Genomic DNA, 15,340 nt, shown 5'->3' on the forward strand with positions numbered 1-15,340 from the left:
CCAGTCTGACCAGGACGTCTGCGGGAATCTTGCGTTCGCGTAGCAGGTGGGTGATCCGGGCCGCGGGGTAGCCGGAGTCCAGCAGGAACAGTGACGGATCGGCCGGGCGGGCGCCGTCGGCGGCGCAGACCCGGGCGATGTGGTCGACGGTGACCTCGACCAGGTCGTCGTCGGAGGTGATCCGGTCGGTCAGGACCGGCACGACCCAGGAGTCCGGGGTCAGCGTCAACCGGACGACGTGCTGATAGCGCCATCCGGTCGTGATCAGTGCCGTGCCGCGGGGGCCGCCCGGGGTGTATTGCGGCTGCCGGTCCGGGCTGGTGGCCGCGTTCGGCCGTGGCCAGGCGGTGGTGTCGACGGCGTATACCCGGGGCAGGCCGGACCGGGCGGCGATCCGGCACGCCGCCCGCAGTGCCCGGGTGGTGTCGATCTCGCCGTCGCGTAACGCCCGGTAGGCCGCGGCGTGCCCGGTGAGGGTGCCCAGCGACAGATGCGCCGGGCAGCCACACCGGCCCTGATCGGCGGCAAGCCCGTCGACCAGCGCGAACAGTGTCCGCGACCGGGAGCCCAGGACGCCCTCGTACAACTCCCGCCGCCACGCATCCAACAAGATCCGGCCCAGCTCGCCGTCACCGGCACCAGATGCCGTTACGCTGCTCATCGAGGACCCTGCCCATTGATGATCTTTGTGTGAGAACTCAGATCATGGACAGGGTCCTCCCCAATCCGCTAGACCTCGACCACCACGAATCCCCCCGATGGTCAAAACACGAGAAAAACGGCCCGGCGATCGCCGGGCCGTTTCCCCTCGCATGGTTGTGGGTACGCGATCGTCTCGGACGGAGGTGGGCGCCCATGCTCAAACCAGAGGCACAGCAGGTCCTCACCGGCCTGGTGACCCCGATCGAAGCTGACGGCCCAGGCTTCACCCACCCGCCCCGGTGGTGGGCGGTCGTCGCTGTTCTGCTGTGGACGATCGCTCCCGTCTGCATCGTCTACGGTGGGTGGGTCGGGTTGGTCGAGGCGTTCCTGGTCGGCGGTTTCGGCGCCTATCTGATGCGCCGGCACCGCAGATGGGTCGGTACGGCCCGGCGCGCCTGAGACAGCAGCCGCCACCCGCGTCAGCGCCAGCGGTCGCCGGTCAGCCGCTCGTAGACCTCGATGTACCGGTTGCGGGTCGCCTCGGCGATCTCGTCCGGAACCTCCGGCCCCGGCTCGGTGCGATCCCAGTCGGTGTTCTTCGCCGACCAGTCGCGGAGGAACTGCTTGTCCAGGTATCGCGGCGCCCGCCCCGGCTGCCACTCCCCGGCGTCCCAGAACCGCGACGAGTCCGGCGTCAACAACTCGTCACCGATTTTGAGCACGCCGTTCGCGTACCCCACCTCGATCTTGGTGTCCGCGATGATGATGCCCTTGGCCGCCGCGATGTCCGATCCGCGCCGATACACCTCGAGCGTCACCCGGCGCAGCTCCTCGGCCAGCTCCTTGCCGACCCGCTCCACCGTCTCGTCGAACGTCAGCGGCTCGTCGTGCCCCGCCCCGACGGCCTCCTTGGTGCTCGGCGTGAAGATCGGCTCAGGCAGCCGCGACGACTCGATCAGCCCGTCCGGCAGCCGGTTCCCGGAGATCATCCGTTCCCGCTCGTAGTCCTTGAGCCCCGATCCCGCCAGATACCCCCGGGCGATGCACTCGACCGAGACCATCTCGAGCCGCTCACACCGGATGGCCCGCCCCGCGAACTCGGCCGGCACATCGGTCGCCGAGATGACATGGTTCGGCATGACGTCACTGAGCTGCTCGAACCACCAGAGCGACAGCTGGGTGAGGATCTTCCCCTTGTCGGGAATCGGCGTAGGAAGGATGACGTCATAGATCGAGACCCGATCCGAGGCGACCAGAACAAGGTCCCCCCCATCGGCATAGACGTCCCGGACCTTGCCGGAGTGCAGGAGCTCCACGTGTTCCCCTCAGTGCTGGCGGAGTGGCGTGCCTGCTCACGCTATCGAACGCCCCGCGGCCGATCAGGGCGCAGTGGGCCCCCGCATACCCAGGTACGCAACTGCAACCGGCAACACAGCGAGCAGGCGGACCAATGATCATGATCGCCGGCTAAGGTAGCTACCATGGCACAGACGTTCCAGGTGGTCGACCTCTTCGCAGGCTGTGGCGGTATCACCGCCGGCTTCCATCGGACAGGTCGCTACCAGACCGTCGGTGCCGTAGAGATCGATCTCGCCGCGGCGACCACCTACGCCGAGAACTTCGGCAAGGACATCATCCATCACGGCGACATCGCCAAGTGGGAGATCAATGATGCGGCGGCCACCGCACATGTGGTTGTGGGGGGACCTCCTTGCCAAGGCTTCTCGAACCTGGGAGCCAAGAGGTTGGACGATCCACGAAATCAGCTTTGGCGCGAGTACGTGAGGGTTCTCAAGAAGATCCGCCCGGCTGCTTTCGTCATCGAGAACGTCGACCGGTTTCTCCGTAGTGAGGAGTTTCGGGCCCTCCATGCGGAGACCGAACCCGGCGCCTCGCTGGACGAATACGAACTTCGGTCCGACGTCATCAACGCCGCGGACTACGGAGCGGCGCAGATTCGCCGTCGAGCAATCGTCATCGGCACCAGACGGGACCTAGACCCGATTGGTATTCCTAAGCCGACCGTCTCTCGGAACGAGTGGAAGACGGTCGCGGCGAGCCTCGCCAAGTTGCCGACATTCGTCGCCGAGGACAATCAGCTTCTGCCCGAGGTGATGGTCGCTCATCACGGAACGCCGGTGCCGGGCGCCTACCGAGGGCTGACTCTGCACGTCACACGGCACTACGAGCCAATTTCCCGGAAGCGTTTCCGGAAAATCCCGGTGGGCGGCAACAGGTTCGATCTTCCTGACGAGCTCAAGAGTCCGTGCTGGCGGAAGCACACCTCGGGCTCCGGCGACGTCATGGGGCGTCTCCACTGGGATCGCCCTTCAGTGACCATCCGGACGGAATTCTTCAAGCCGGAAAAAGGGCGCTACATTCATCCGACGGAACATAGGGCTATCACTCACTTGGAAGCCGCGCTCCTGCAAGGCTTCGACAAGGACTTCAAGTGGTGCGGCTCCAAGGTGCAGATCGCACGTCAGATCGGCAATGCCGTGCCGGTCGAGCTTGCCACAGCCATCGGTGCCCACATCGCTGAGAGTCTCGACGCAAGGATGTGAGTCATCGGTCGACGGCGCACATCTACACGCTGTCGACCACGGGCTTGACGATCGCTCGGATCCGATCAGCCGCCGTCCGGGGATCCTCGTGCTCCCACACTCGAACGACCTCCCATCCAGCTGCCCGCAGATGGGCATTCGTGGCCACGTCACGCATCTGGTTCTTCGCCAACTTCTCAGCCCACCACTCAGAATTGGCGACGGGCTTGGTTGCATGCTCCGGACACGCGTGCCAGAAACACCCGTCCACGAACACCGCCACTTTTGCCCTCGTGAACGCGATGTCCATCGAACGGCGCGGCATCCCCGGGACGGGCCATGTAACCCGGAAGCGCAGACCCGCTGCGTGCAAGAGCCGACGAATCTGTACCTCAGGAGCAGTGTCGCGGCGGCGTTGCCTGCTCATTCGCCCGGAGACGCTCGCCGAACTAGGCGTTGGACGTAGATTCGCTGCTGCCATCACGGTCACGCTACATCCAAGTGCTTCCTCGACTCGATTCGCTGTTCTCGAACGAGTTGCAGGATCTGTTCCTCCGGGATCCAGTCGAGATCGAGGAAGGCCGTCAGGCGCAGGAGCCTCTGAAGAGAATCACGAAGCACCGCCCTCGCCGGGGTGTCCTCCCCGCTGTTCGAGTCCTCGACATGCGCTCGCACGATGGCCCGCACCAGTGCCGGCGTCGCTGCGACTGCTCGGCGACGCGCCATGATCTGGTCCAGATCGGCCTCCCCCACGGCATCCATCAATGCATAGGGATCCGGCGCGGCCGAGTCGTACAAGACATGCGCACGGGTCCACAGCCTGGCCAGTGTGTGACGCGTCAGATCGCTTCCCTTGAACCGGTCCGCGACGTAGACCCCGTCTTTCATCGGGAATCGCCACGCACACACGTGCGGCACGAGTACCAGCCCCAGAAATGCCCAGACCTGTCGCTGCGACGCCTCGCCCGGGGTCATTCCGGTGTGCTGATGCAGGTGCCGTGCCACGGCTCTGTCGAACTGGTTCCGTTGAGCAGTGCCAGGCATCTCCGGATAGCCACCCGCGATCGCCAACGTCTCGATCGTAGTTGCGAGCAATTGCAGTTCGTTTCGAGTAACCCTCGTGCCACCGGTGGCAGCGAAGACTGCACGCAAGGAACTGTTACCGGCTTGTTCACGCAGCTCAGAAGGAGTACGCCCACGCATACCACTGAAGAGGCGATCGGACTCGCTCGGTAGGAGACGAGGAAAGAGGATACTCATGAGCCGCGACTCCCTGGGAACCGGAGACTGCTCTGGGCTCTTGCTCTCAGCCGCGACGGATCACGCTGCCACTCGTCACGCAGTCGGTTGAAGGCAGTCTCGAGACCCTCCGTCGGGAGGCTGAGGAAGGAGACGATGAAACTTCGTACCAGCGCTGCCATAGACGGCTCGGAGAGCTTCTCGCCGGCTGGCGCAATCACCGGGAACTCCTCGTCAAGGAGCGCACGGCCGACAAGGTCGCAGACCACGTCCACAGTCAGAGCATCCAACAGAACAGCGGAATCGGGCTGGTCGGGCGCGGTGATCGCCTTACGGACGGCCGGGTTGTCGTCATTCAGCAGAACGAGAAGGTTTCCCATTGCAGCGCTTGTCCACTCGGAGGAATCCACGCTGACGTACCACGCTGCGTCAGTAGGAAGCCCCTGCTCCTTGAAACTCACGGGAGCCACCGGCAACAACCCTGCAGTTCCTTCGAGCCGCACGGACGCCTCGTCGCGCCACAGGATGCTCCCGGCTCGTCGTGCGACGAAGGCCTCGTCGTTGCCCGACGGATCTTCGAGGAGAACAAGGGTCGTCTCCACGGTCAGTACGGCAGCGAGATCTGCTCCAGGGATCTCGATGTCCAGTACGTTCGACGATCGCCCGGATGTCGCTTCGGGGACACCCAGAACGACATGGAGCACCGTTTGTCGAAGCAGGGACGTCCCGGGCCAATAGCGAACATTGATCCCGAGTCGGGCACCCGCTGTAAGCCCGCACTCCCCCAGCAGTGCGAGCATGTCTACTTCGATGCTCCGCTGCAGCCGAACAACCGATCCGTAGTCCCACGACGGCAGGTACTCCCCGATCGGTGTCCCGTCCTCCACCGACATCCACTGCGCTGCGTTGACGTGCTCCGGCGCCGTTCGGTAGGGATAGGCCCGCGCCGCCATCAGGCAGTCACCTCGACCCCGATCTCGACGGCTGCATCCTCGACCGGATTTATCAGCAGATCCGCCTCCACGGATTCGTCACCGGCGGCGAAGACGTCACCGGCGGCGAAAACACCATTGCACTGCCAGCCCAATACCTGAGGCTGAGAGCTGCCGGCTGGCTTGGCCGTCTCCGCGCCACCCTCTCCGGTGATCACAGCAGCTGTTCCGCGAACGACGGTTCCGGCCTGGATTCGTACCTTCTGAGCCAGAATCACCCTTCCACTTCGCGATCGAAAATATGGGGACCCAACCAGGACCGGGCGGCCACGCCGTCTCGCGCCCGACGAGCCCGTGCCACCACTACCTGCCGTCCCGTACGCAGATCCCGCACTTGCGCCTGCCGACCCGCCTTGTGGTGACACCCCTCCGCTCGAAGGGCGCCCCGGGTCCGACGGGTTCCCGTCGTCCACCGGATGGCCGGAAAGCACGGGTTCGGCGGCACCGGTGCCACCGACGGTGGAGAGAAGAAAGCCGAGCCTCTGCGCAACGGGACCGACCGGGACCTGTGCCACTCTGACTTCTTTGGCCTTCGGGCCGACGACAGCAGCACACTCCTCGCTGAGTCGTCGGCGGTAGACGCGCACAAAGGTGGCTTCCCGCCCCGACAGCTGGGCATCAACCCAAGCATCGTGTGTGGGTGGTTCCGACTTGGCGAAGGTCGCGTCCAAATCCTCCTCCACCTTGAAAACTCCTGCATAGCCGACCTCAGGATGCGGCTTCGCCGGCTGCTCCAGATACTGGACCACGAGATCGGGAGATCGCATGCAACAGACGTGATGCGGTGATCCGCTCAACCCGAGTTCAGCTGCGGCAGCCGCCGTGGCCTTCGCGCCGAAGGTGTCGACGTAGGCGAATCGACCGAGCCCCTTTTTCGGGTTACCGCAACGGATGTTCGGTTCCGATTCGGCAGCCGCGAGTCGATACGCCGCAGCGAAATTCGCCAGCACGGCATCATTCTGCTCGGACGGCACCTCCACACGTACTCCGTGCGCGTTCACTGCGATGTGGAGTCGACGAGCACGGCCTTCGAGGGTGAGTGGCCAGAGGTTCCATCCCGCCGCGTCGGCGAGGAACCGACCGGCTTCCTCGACAGACATCTCGCTTCGGTCGTCGACAGCCGGATCGGTCAGATCAGGGTCCAGGACGACGACCGTCGTTCCGGTCTCGTCCTCGCGAAATCCGGGCAGTCCGAGCCTCGCAGCGATGTTGTCCGCCGCACCGTCGGACAGGGGCTCGCAGTAACCATCGGCCGGAACCCCCCACCAATGACGTCCCGTATAGGGAACATCGTCGATGGTCGTGGAAGTCAACAGGGCCGAGCCGATCAGCCGGGATCGGAGCCTTCCCTCATCGACGAATCGCGTGTAGATCAGCACCGTGCTCACGCGTGAGGCGAGGAAGAAGGCGCCCTTTCCGTAGCCATAGGTTCCTCCGCCGCCATCGACATCCTGCTTCTCGCCGCTGTTCAGCACGAACGACAACCATGCCCGCTGATTGGGCTCGGCGTGGACATCCGATCGAGTCGGTCCGCCAAGGCCGGTCGTGCCCCGGTCCGAGACCGCCAGATAGCGAATACTCTGACTTCGAAGCAGGTCGGGAACGGTCCGGCCGGCCGAGCTCTCCCGCGGCGCACCCGGCAACAGCAAATCGACCCACGCCTGTCGATGAACCGGCGAGACAGTGGTGAGGTCCAGGCTGTAGCGGACATCGGCAGCCAGCTTGGCGTCCCAGCTGTTCTGGGCAGACTCCCTTACCAGCACGGTCAGGACCGAGAGCGCCGGCCGCCCCAACTGGTTACGGAGACCCTCAGCGGTGATACCGCCGTCCGGACGAAATGGTTGGGAGAACCATGTCGCGTCGATCATGAGCGTCCCAGGAATCGATTGGCAAGTGCGTCTAGATCCTCGTCCAACGCCGTCACGGTGTCGAGGTCGATGACGTACTCGATGCCACGCACACCGGCCGGCACCGACCCGCCTTCGAACCGTGCCGGAGTGATAGCGGGAAAGGACCGGTCCACGTTGTAGATTCGCCGCTCCACCAGTTCGAAACCCACGTCACGCAACTCCTGAGAGGCCAGCGACGGTAGGCCGATCTGGTCGAGACGAGACAACAAACTCGAACTGGCTCCCTTGGCCAGGCAACGTTCGACTATCGTCGCGATGCCATCCGCGGTACCGCTGCCTGCCACCGGCGCGAATCGAGTCCAGACGAGGGCCAGCGAGCCGGCGGCCGGCGGCTCAAGCTGATCCACACCGTGGACATGTGCGAGACGCCCCGTCGCAGCAGTCGTCGACTTCACTTCGATGGCGTGTGGATGACTTTGGAAATCCTGTGGAGCCCCGGTCGGGCCCACCCATGATCCGATGGCTGTCGGATCGCGATCCAACAGCCGCTCCAGTACCACCAATTCGCCATACAGCCCGGCCAGTCGCGGCACGGTCCATACCTGTGGACCACCGGCCAGCAGCTTCCGCCAGGATTCCAGCATGGCGGACAGGTCCCGGGCGGAGATCTCATGCCTGTGAGCGACGACAGCACACACATCCGCCACCAAACCGGTGAAGACTCCGTTCAGGTCATCGCGTCGACACTCGAGGTCGAGAAACCGGACAGGACGGTCCTCTGCAACCTTCACCCGAGTGGTCATCCGCACTCCGGCGCTGAGCCAGTCTCCAGCCCCACCATCATCGGGTGTCATCGGTACCAGAAGATGGCGGCATCCGAGGTGATCGACCGCCAGGAGCACCGGTCCCACTTTCGTCGTCAGCGCCAGTTCGGCGCTGGCCAATGAGCCGGAATCGGTCGACGGAACTCGGGTCAAGACCTCCGACCAGAGCCGCTCGAGCATCTGTCGCAATTCCAGCGCCTGACTGCCGTCCGAGGTCGTCACGACGCTGTCTCCTCGTCGGTGTCGAGGTCCTGCTCCAGAACGGAGAAGTCCTCATCTTCCTCGTCGGAGTCGATAGGAAAGACGTTGGAGAGGTCTGCGGAGACATAGTCGTACTCGACCTCGACGTCCTTGCCACGGCTCGGGTCGGGAAAGACCAGCGCGACACCCCATACCACCTTGCCAGGGGCGGCAAGCGCAGCGCGATCTCGTTGCTTCTTGCTCACCGAGTCCTCTTCGGTCGGATCCACCGGGGCGGATTGAGGATCGATCGGGTACAGAAGGACCAAACCGCGTTCTGGTTGCTTGGCGGAGCGGATCCGCTTGAGCTTCGTGCGGTTGACGGCCTCCTTACCGTCGAGGTTCAGGTCGAGACCCTCATCACGCGGACCGGTCAGCGTCCGGATGTCCGCCACTGCATCGCCTTTGCTCGCAGCCGTACGGGTACGAACAACAAGACCCACCGTCATACCTGTTGCCAGTGTCAGGGTCCTGCCGGTGGCGCTGGGTCGATTGCCTACGACAGCGACATTCCATGAATGAAGCCCGCCCAAGGCGTGTCGTTTGGTGATGTAGGCCGACATCAGCTTTCCGGGCGCCTCGGTTGTCATCTTGTGGAACCGGTATTCGTCCAGGAACCTTAGGACGTCCTCGGTCGGTACCTCACGCCACAGAGCCTTACCCTCGCTCAAGGGATCGTGCCGTCCGCGTCGTACAGCGGCTTCCATCAGTCGATCAACGGCTTTCGCGTTGGATTCCAGCCAGGTCGAGGCCTCCTGCTCAGAAGCAGTAGGGAAGTACCGACTCTCGACGAGGGCACCGCCGTATGCGGCAGCCGCACGTACCGCAGCCTTCTGCTTGCTCGGCGCGGTCACCAGCATCTTGGGGTGACAGCGGATCCGCACCGCGAGATCGAGTGGGGTCTTGTGCTCCTCCAACAGCCGATCGATCTCCATGCGCATCTCGGCCTCGACCGTGGCCAGATGGGCGAACCAGCGCCGCATCTCCGCGGGCATGTAGATACGCGGGAGGTCTGTGTAGCCGGGCCGGTAACCGAACCAACGGCCCATCTGCAGCAATGTGTCGTACACGTCGCTGGAGCGGACGAATACGCTTACTACGAGGCCTTCCAGGGTCAGACCGCGGGACAGTGTGTTGCCGCCGACCGCGATCACGGTTGCCGGCCCGGATTCGTAGTCCAAACGATCCGTACTCCGGTAGTGATCCATGATGATGCGGGTGTCGGCTACCACCCCGGGAATCATCGCAATGACGTCCTCGATGAGGAGCGGTATCTCATTCATCTGCTCGGCCGGTACCCGATCGGATTCCGCGGCCCACAGGGCTTCCAACTCCTCGATCAGCGCTCCGTCCGAGCTGGAGAGTTGGGCGAGCACCTGTCGCCGGAGCGCTTCCAAGGGCACTTTGTACGAGTCGTGAACTCTCGTGTCGGAGTGGGCATGCACCAGCATGGATGAGTGATCCACCCTTCCCGATCTCACTCGACGCGCGGCGGACGCGAGCCAGAACCAGAGGACGGCGGACCGAAGAGACGCCGTCATCTCAGGCACGAACGACGCGGCCTCGGAGCGTTTGGCCGGCCGTAACAATGCCGCCTCGTCGTCCGGGATTTCACGGATCATGTCTAACCCCTGCGGCACGGATTCAGGTTCCTCGCCGTCGACCGGGGCACGACCGAAAAGCTTCTCGGGCCCCTGATATTCGTCGCTTCTGGGAAGACTGAGAATGAAGTCCCGTGGATAGAAGTCTTTCCCCGTGGGGTCGGCCAACAAGTTTGCGAACGGCGTTGCGGTATATCCGAGGTAGCAGACTCGTGGAAGGCTCTCCAGCACATCCGCAATCAGCGGATTGATGCTCTTGGTTGCAATCGTTGCCTGGTCCGCCTCGTCGTCGATGATCAACGCCGGACAGTTCCGCAGATGCGGCGCGGCGCTCGACAGCCACTTCTTGAGTTTGCGCAGGACAGGAGCGTTCTTCTTCACCACCAGGAGGAGATGCTGATCCTTGGCCGTCAGGAGGGCCGCAGGGTTCGGCAGCGGCATGAAGTCGTGCTCGAGCTTGGTGATCTGATGCCACAGTGTCGGATTCAGGTTGACCACATCGCGGATCAGTCGTGCTTGAGTCTGGCGTCGCAGAGCATTGTGAATTCCTGACAGGACGATGAACATTCGATAGCCGCGGTCGGCGGCCTTGGCTATTACTGCGGTGAAGTTGCTCGTCTTACCGGATTGCACATGTCCCACCACCAGCCCACGAGAGCTGAACACAGAGGTCGCCGGATGATCCATCATTGCGACGACCTTGTCGGAGGCCTCATCGATCTTGCGGACCGACTCCTCGCTCAGACTCTTCCTGATGTGTCCCTTGAAGGCGGGCCAGTTTCTGTCCCCATTACGAGGCCCTGCGTACCACCGGGTGGCATTCTCCCTGCCGACACCGAGAGGTTCCTTCAACGTAACGAACTTCGTCGCCTCGCTCTCGTGACGTTTGATCAGTGCGGTGATCACATCCTCCGGAACGAAGAGGTCACGAAGGTTTTGAGTTGCCTCGTGCGGCGGCGAGGTGTCAAGGATGTTCCGGAACGCTGTCCATGCGCCCTCCATGCGCGGATCCTGCATCGACATCGCCCTCCAAGATCATCGCCGGACCGAGTTGATCCGTGCTCCTCAGCGCGCCTCCTGAGTGGGTCAGTGACGCAGCAGTACCAGGCGAAGACATTTTCGCCGATACAGGACGCCACACGTCTCGCAACGCCGGAACGCGTCGACTCGACCCGGAGGTACAGCGAATCAACGCTTATCAGCAGTCGAGATCAGCCCGGGAAGGGGTTGCGTGGCGATGCCTCTGGATGGTTGCTCCTTGGAGCCGCGATGACCGTCGGCGGGCGCGGAGCATCGATTCATGTGCCCGAGTGCGGGTGGGACAGCTGGATAAAGCTACTGCCCCGGCAGCCGCGTCGGCCGGGGCAGCAGGTTTGAACTCACAGCAATCAAGCAGGCTGCCGGTTCGAACGGCCGACCAGGATGGCGAAACTGAGGGATCGGCCCTTCAAGCGGACCAGCGCCACCCCGCCCGCCACGGCGGCGACCGTGGTGACGGCGCCGGCGGTCAGGAGGGCTCCCCGTGCGCCCAACGTGTCGCACAGCCAGCCGATGGCCGGGGCTCCGACGATGCCGGACAGTGAGGACACGATGCCTACCGTGGCGAGGACCCGGCCGCGCATCTCCTCGCGTGTGTCCAGCTGGATTCGGGTGGAGACGACGGTGTCGAAGACGACCGCGCCGGCGGCGATCGGGAGGATCAGGGCGGCGAAGCCGAGTACGGACGGGGCCAGGCCGGAGCACAGCTGCAACGCGCTGATCAGGACACCGGTGCCGACCAGGACCCGCAGGGTGGAGCGGCCGGTGCCGGCCAGGAGCAGGCCGCCGGCTACCGCTCCGACGGCGAAGACTGTCGACAACAGACCGTACGAGCCGGACGTTCCGCCCAGCGGGCCGGAGACCATGGCGGCCATCGAGACCTGGTAGTTGCGGCCGAGGGAGCCGAGCACGAACGACAGGGCCAGGACGACCAGGATCACCGGCTGGCGCAGCAGGTAGCGGAAACCGGCGATGATGCCGCCGTCGGCGGGGTCGGCCACGGCGAGCGGGCGCATGTCGTCCAGGCGCATGGCGAGCAGGGCGACGATGACGGCCAGGTACGACACCGCGTTGATCACGAACAGGGCGGACGGGCCGGTGATGCCGATGAGCACGCCGCCGAGGGCCATGCCGCCGATCCGGCCGGCCGAGCTGAGCACCGAGCCGAGGGCGAGCGCCGAGCCCAGCGCGGAGGGGGAGACGAGGGCGGAGCCGAAACGGCCGAGGACGGGGCCTTCGAAGGAGCCGATCACGCCGGAGGCGAGGGCGACCGCGTAGATCGGCCAGTTGCCGCCGGGCAGCAGCAGCGCCAGGGCGAGCAGGGCCCGCAGCGCCTGGAAGGCGATCAGCAGCGGGCGGGCCGGGAGGCGGTCGGCGAGGGCGCCGCCCCAGCTTCCGAGCAGCAGCACGGGCAGGGACTGCAGCATGACGACCGCGCCCATGGCGGTGGCCGAGCCGGTCGCGGACAGGATCAGCCAGTTCAGCGCCAGCACCTGCATCCACGTGCCGCTGACCGAGACGAGGTCGGCGGTCGCCCACAGGCGGTAGTTGCGCTCTCGGAGCGGCGCGAACATCGGAGCCAAAGCGGCGGCACCTCCACAGGGAAAGTGGCGCCGTCCGTCGGCGCCACATCCCCCTTCGGATCAGCCGAAATGCCGCGAAGTGCGAAAGGTCAGGAACAACCCAACGGCAACCCCCATGCGGATGTACGGTCCACCGCTCCCCTATCGCACCCGCCCACGCCCGCGGCGATCCGGAGCCCCGGCCGATACTCCGCGTTCACGCGAGGGTCCGGAGTCGTCCGTTAGTCACCTGGTGGATCCGCCCGCCCGCGACGATGACCCGGCCGCTGAGTTCGGGCCCGGCGACCGTGCCGCCGGCGGAGCTGAGCACGGCCGCCCCGGCGTAGAGCAGTCCGCCGGCGGTGACCGGCTGCACCCCGTCGGTCTTCTGCCGTGTGATCCAGGCGCGTCTCCCGTCGGTCACCCGCAGCGCTTCGACGTCACGGCCGTGCACCCGGTAGACGCGGTCCCGGTCGACCGCGAGCAGCGTGGAGTCACCCGTGGCGGCGGTCCAGTCGAGGGTGCCGTCTGACACCCGTACCGCATGGAGGGTCCCGGTCTTGTCGGTGACCAGGAACCGATCGCTTCCCGGGGTGGCGGCCTGCGCCGTCCATTCCGCTGCGCGGGTCCACCGCACGGCCCCGGTGGTGACGGCGATCCCGACGCTGGCGCCGGTCTCGACGTCGGATCCGTCGGTGAGGCGGGCCAGGATCGTCCCGTTCGCGGAGACTCCGGCGGCCAGGTGTTTGGCCTTGCGCCACGCCTGCCGCCCGTCGCGCACGTGGTAGGCGACGATCGCATCCTCGTCCGACGGTGATCCGCCGGAGACGATGACCAGGTCCTTGTCGACGACGGCCGCGTTGACCGGAATGTCGATGCGTAGTTTCCACCGGGGCAGTCCGGTGCGGGCGTCGAGGGCGGTGATCTCCCCGTCCGGGTCGCTCTGGGAGTTGCAGCCTCCGCCGGCGGCGATGAGCAACCCGTCGCTGACCGCGAGCCGTGGTGTCTCGGCGTCGCCGGGGTCGGCCCAGTCGTATCGCCAGATGACGGCGCCGGTTTCGGCCGTGTAGGCGGAGATGCCGAGCTGGTCGCTGACGTAGAGACGCCCGGCGGAGAGGATCGGCTCGCCGAATCCGGAGCAGCTCTCGTCACTCGCCCGGAGGCTGACCTGCCATTTCTGCGTGACCTGCCGGATGCGGCCACCGGTGATGACGGTTTCGGCCGGGTTGTGGTGGCTGTCCTCGGCGTCGTAGCCGGGATGGTCCCAGAGGGGTGGAGCGACCATGACGAGGGAGAGAAGCACCGCGGAGGCGCCGTTCACAAGCAACATGATGTCAGAAAACCGGAAAACGGGGCAGTACGTGATGCACTGCCCCATTTACCGCCGAACGTCAGCCCGCCAGGAGCCTGAGCATCTGCTGGACCTGGTCGGTACGCGACTGCTTGACCCGCTCCGCGAAGGACTTGGTCAGCTCGTTGCCGCCCTTGTCGAGTTCCAGCTGGGCGAACTCGACAGCGTTGTGCTGGTGCGCCAGGAAGAGGTTGAGGAAGGCGGTCTCGAACTGGGCCTTCGGCACCGTCTTCAGCGAGGCGATCTCCTCGTCCCCGGTGCTCGGCATGCCGCCGTGGTCGGCGTGCAGACTGACCCGCTCGTCGAGGGTGGCCGGCTTGTCCCACTCGGCGAGCCAGCCGGTCATCAGCTTGATCTCGTCGGCCTGGGTGACCTGCACGGCCTTGGCCAGCTGGACGATCTCCGGCCGGGCGGCCCGCTTGGCGGCGATCTGTGCCATCTGCTGGCCCTGTTTCTGATTGTCGATCAGCATCTGCAGGAACATCACGTCGGTGTCGTTGTAGGTTGACCCGGCGGTGATGTCGGCGACGTTCGTGACGTTCCGGGTCGGGGCCGCCGTCGAGGCGGGCGCCTTGTCGACGTCGGTGCCGCAGGCGCCGAGCAGGAGCGGCGCGGCCGCGACGATCAGGGCGGCGAGGTGCCGGCGCCTCACAGCGGGAGCCAGAGGGCGAGCGTCCAGATGCTGGGCTCCCAGCTGCGGATCGACTGGTGCGCCTGCCGGCACTGGTAGGAGACGCCCTCGTAGGTCACCACATCGTTGACCTTGTAGGAGACGCCCGGGGCCCAGGCCTTGCCGGAGGAGGCGGCCGACGAGGTACGGGTGGCGGTCGGCGCGGCAGTGGTCGGGGCGGCGGTCGGCGCGGTGGTGGCCGGCGGGGTCGTCGGCGCCGCGGTGGTGGGCGCCGTGGTCGGGGTCGTCGACCCGGTGCCGGAGCCGGTGCCGCCGATGTTGACGTCCACGCAGTTGTAGAAGGCCATCGGGGTGTCGCCGATGTTCCACACCGCGAGCACCGTCTTGCGGCCCGAGAAGCGGCTCAGGTCGACGGTGTGCGAGACGGTGGCCGCCGGGATGCTGTTCTTATCGTCGAACGTGGCGATCGGGGTGCCGTCCACGTAGTACACCCAGGTGGCCGTCCGGTGCCGGGCGGTGAGGACCCAGTTGAAGGTCGCCGACTTCCCGACGTTGGTGGCCTTCCAGGCCAGCGAGTTGTTGTTCAGCTCGGAGAAGGCGGCGACCCCGCCGTTGCACTCCTTCGACCCCTTCGGCGCCTCCGCACTCTGCGGCTCGAACTGGATGGCGCCACAGTTCGCGACGGTGCCGGCGGCGCACTGCGCCTGGCGGCTGGGCGGCGAGGAGACGTAGCCGTGAGCCAGGGCGGGCGACGACGCGACCGCCAGGGAGGAGGCGACCATCCCGAGGGTGGCCAGCGGGTAGGCGATCTTCCTGCGCATGTCAGC

At 65.6% G+C, this 15,340-nt stretch carries 14 protein-coding genes; 2 read left to right on the forward strand and 12 right to left on the reverse strand.

Annotated elements, in window-relative coordinates:
• A partial coding sequence (locus BM290_RS44120; RefSeq protein ID WP_143134177.1) for a transposase occupies nt 1-661 on the reverse strand: 661 nt, incomplete at its 3' end.
• Between the two features lie 194 nt (nt 662-855).
• On the opposite strand from BM290_RS44120, the gene BM290_RS44125 reads away from it, so the two are divergent.
• Nucleotides 856-1,101 carry a hypothetical protein gene (locus tag BM290_RS44125; RefSeq protein ID WP_093621989.1) on the forward strand — a complete coding sequence of 82 codons (246 nt, stop codon included), beginning with the start codon at nt 856-858 and terminating at the stop codon, nt 1,099-1,101.
• Between the two features lie 20 nt (nt 1,102-1,121).
• On the opposite strand, the gene BM290_RS44130 is transcribed toward BM290_RS44125, so the two are convergent.
• Nucleotides 1,122-1,958 carry a phosphoribosylaminoimidazolesuccinocarboxamide synthase gene (locus tag BM290_RS44130; RefSeq protein WP_093621990.1) on the reverse strand — a complete coding sequence of 279 codons (837 nt, stop codon included), beginning with the start codon at nt 1,956-1,958 and terminating at the stop codon, nt 1,122-1,124.
• Nucleotides 1,959-2,123: 165 nt separating this feature from the next.
• Here BM290_RS44130 and BM290_RS44135 point away from each other — a divergent pair, with 165 nt between their 5' ends.
• Nucleotides 2,124-3,206 (forward strand): DNA cytosine methyltransferase, encoded by a 1,083-nt coding sequence (locus BM290_RS44135; protein WP_093621991.1) that lies wholly within the window; start codon nt 2,124-2,126, stop codon nt 3,204-3,206.
• 22 nt (nt 3,207-3,228) lie between these two features.
• Here BM290_RS44135 and BM290_RS44140 read toward each other — a convergent pair whose 3' ends face one another.
• The 10 genes from BM290_RS44140 to BM290_RS44185 form a co-directional block, all read right to left on the reverse strand.
• A complete protein-coding gene (locus BM290_RS44140) occupies nt 3,229-3,666 on the reverse strand; it encodes a very short patch repair endonuclease (protein WP_093622036.1) in 438 nt (145 codons plus the stop codon).
• 5 nt (nt 3,667-3,671) lie between these two features.
• Nucleotides 3,672-4,445 carry a DUF6339 family protein gene (locus tag BM290_RS44145; protein WP_483392418.1) on the reverse strand — a complete coding sequence of 258 codons (774 nt, stop codon included), beginning with the start codon at nt 4,443-4,445 and terminating at the stop codon, nt 3,672-3,674.
• Nucleotides 4,442-5,377 (reverse strand): hypothetical protein, encoded by a 936-nt coding sequence (locus tag BM290_RS44150; protein WP_093621993.1) that lies wholly within the window; start codon nt 5,375-5,377, stop codon nt 4,442-4,444. Before BM290_RS44150 ends, BM290_RS44145 begins: the two co-directional genes overlap by 4 nt.
• Nucleotides 5,377-7,284 (reverse strand): hypothetical protein, encoded by a 1,908-nt coding sequence (locus BM290_RS47885; protein WP_143134179.1) that lies wholly within the window; start codon nt 7,282-7,284, stop codon nt 5,377-5,379. Before BM290_RS47885 ends, BM290_RS44150 begins: the two co-directional genes overlap by 1 nt.
• The gene (locus tag BM290_RS44160; protein ID WP_093621995.1) at nt 7,281-8,312 is read right to left on the reverse strand and encodes a PD-(D/E)XK motif protein; all 1,032 of its coding nucleotides are present in this window, start codon (nt 8,310-8,312) and stop codon (nt 7,281-7,283) included. The genes BM290_RS47885 and BM290_RS44160 overlap by 4 nt, the downstream gene beginning before the upstream one ends.
• Nucleotides 8,309-10,954 (reverse strand): Z1 domain-containing protein, encoded by a 2,646-nt coding sequence (locus BM290_RS44165; RefSeq protein ID WP_203779869.1) that lies wholly within the window; start codon nt 10,952-10,954, stop codon nt 8,309-8,311. Before BM290_RS44165 ends, BM290_RS44160 begins: the two co-directional genes overlap by 4 nt.
• Nucleotides 10,955-11,319: 365 nt before the next feature.
• The gene (locus BM290_RS44170) at nt 11,320-12,543 is read right to left on the reverse strand and encodes an MFS transporter (protein WP_093621996.1); all 1,224 of its coding nucleotides are present in this window, start codon (nt 12,541-12,543) and stop codon (nt 11,320-11,322) included.
• A gap of 205 nt (nt 12,544-12,748) precedes the next feature.
• The gene (locus BM290_RS44175) at nt 12,749-13,861 is read right to left on the reverse strand and encodes an outer membrane protein assembly factor BamB family protein (RefSeq protein ID WP_177320159.1); all 1,113 of its coding nucleotides are present in this window, start codon (nt 13,859-13,861) and stop codon (nt 12,749-12,751) included.
• 61 nt (nt 13,862-13,922) lie between these two features.
• Nucleotides 13,923-14,534, reverse strand: a complete 612-nt coding sequence (locus BM290_RS44180) for a DUF305 domain-containing protein (RefSeq protein WP_093621998.1) — start codon at nt 14,532-14,534, stop codon at nt 13,923-13,925.
• Entirely contained in the window at nt 14,531-15,334 is an 804-nt protein-coding gene (locus tag BM290_RS44185; protein WP_093621999.1) for a lytic polysaccharide monooxygenase, read from the reverse strand. Before BM290_RS44185 ends, BM290_RS44180 begins: the two co-directional genes overlap by 4 nt.
• Nucleotides 15,335-15,340 lie beyond the last annotated feature (6 nt).

The organism is Actinoplanes philippinensis, assembly GCF_900113015.1.
Classification (GTDB): domain Bacteria; phylum Actinomycetota; class Actinomycetes; order Mycobacteriales; family Micromonosporaceae; genus Actinoplanes; species Actinoplanes philippinensis.

Coding starts and splice junctions, on each gene's coding strand:
- BM290_RS44165 (WP_203779869.1), bottom strand. CDS start 10,954: ATGTCGATGCAGGATCCGCGCATGGAGGGCGCATGGACAGCGTTCCGG.
- BM290_RS44175 (WP_177320159.1), bottom strand. CDS start 13,861: ATGTTGCTTGTGAACGGCGCCTCCGCGGTGCTTCTCTCCCTCGTCATG.
- BM290_RS44185 (WP_093621999.1), bottom strand. CDS start 15,334: ATGCGCAGGAAGATCGCCTACCCGCTGGCCACCCTCGGGATGGTCGCC.
- BM290_RS47885 (WP_143134179.1), bottom strand. CDS start 7,284: ATGATCGACGCGACATGGTTCTCCCAACCATTTCGTCCGGACGGCGGT.
- BM290_RS44125 (WP_093621989.1), top strand. CDS start 856: ATGCTCAAACCAGAGGCACAGCAGGTCCTCACCGGCCTGGTGACCCCG.
- BM290_RS44170 (WP_093621996.1), bottom strand. CDS start 12,543: ATGTTCGCGCCGCTCCGAGAGCGCAACTACCGCCTGTGGGCGACCGCC.
- BM290_RS44145 (WP_483392418.1), bottom strand. CDS start 4,445: ATGAGTATCCTCTTTCCTCGTCTCCTACCGAGCGAGTCCGATCGCCTC.
- BM290_RS44150 (WP_093621993.1), bottom strand. CDS start 5,377: ATGGCGGCGCGGGCCTATCCCTACCGAACGGCGCCGGAGCACGTCAAC.
- BM290_RS44135 (WP_093621991.1), top strand. CDS start 2,124: ATGGCACAGACGTTCCAGGTGGTCGACCTCTTCGCAGGCTGTGGCGGT.
- BM290_RS44140 (WP_093622036.1), bottom strand. CDS start 3,666: ATGGCAGCAGCGAATCTACGTCCAACGCCTAGTTCGGCGAGCGTCTCC.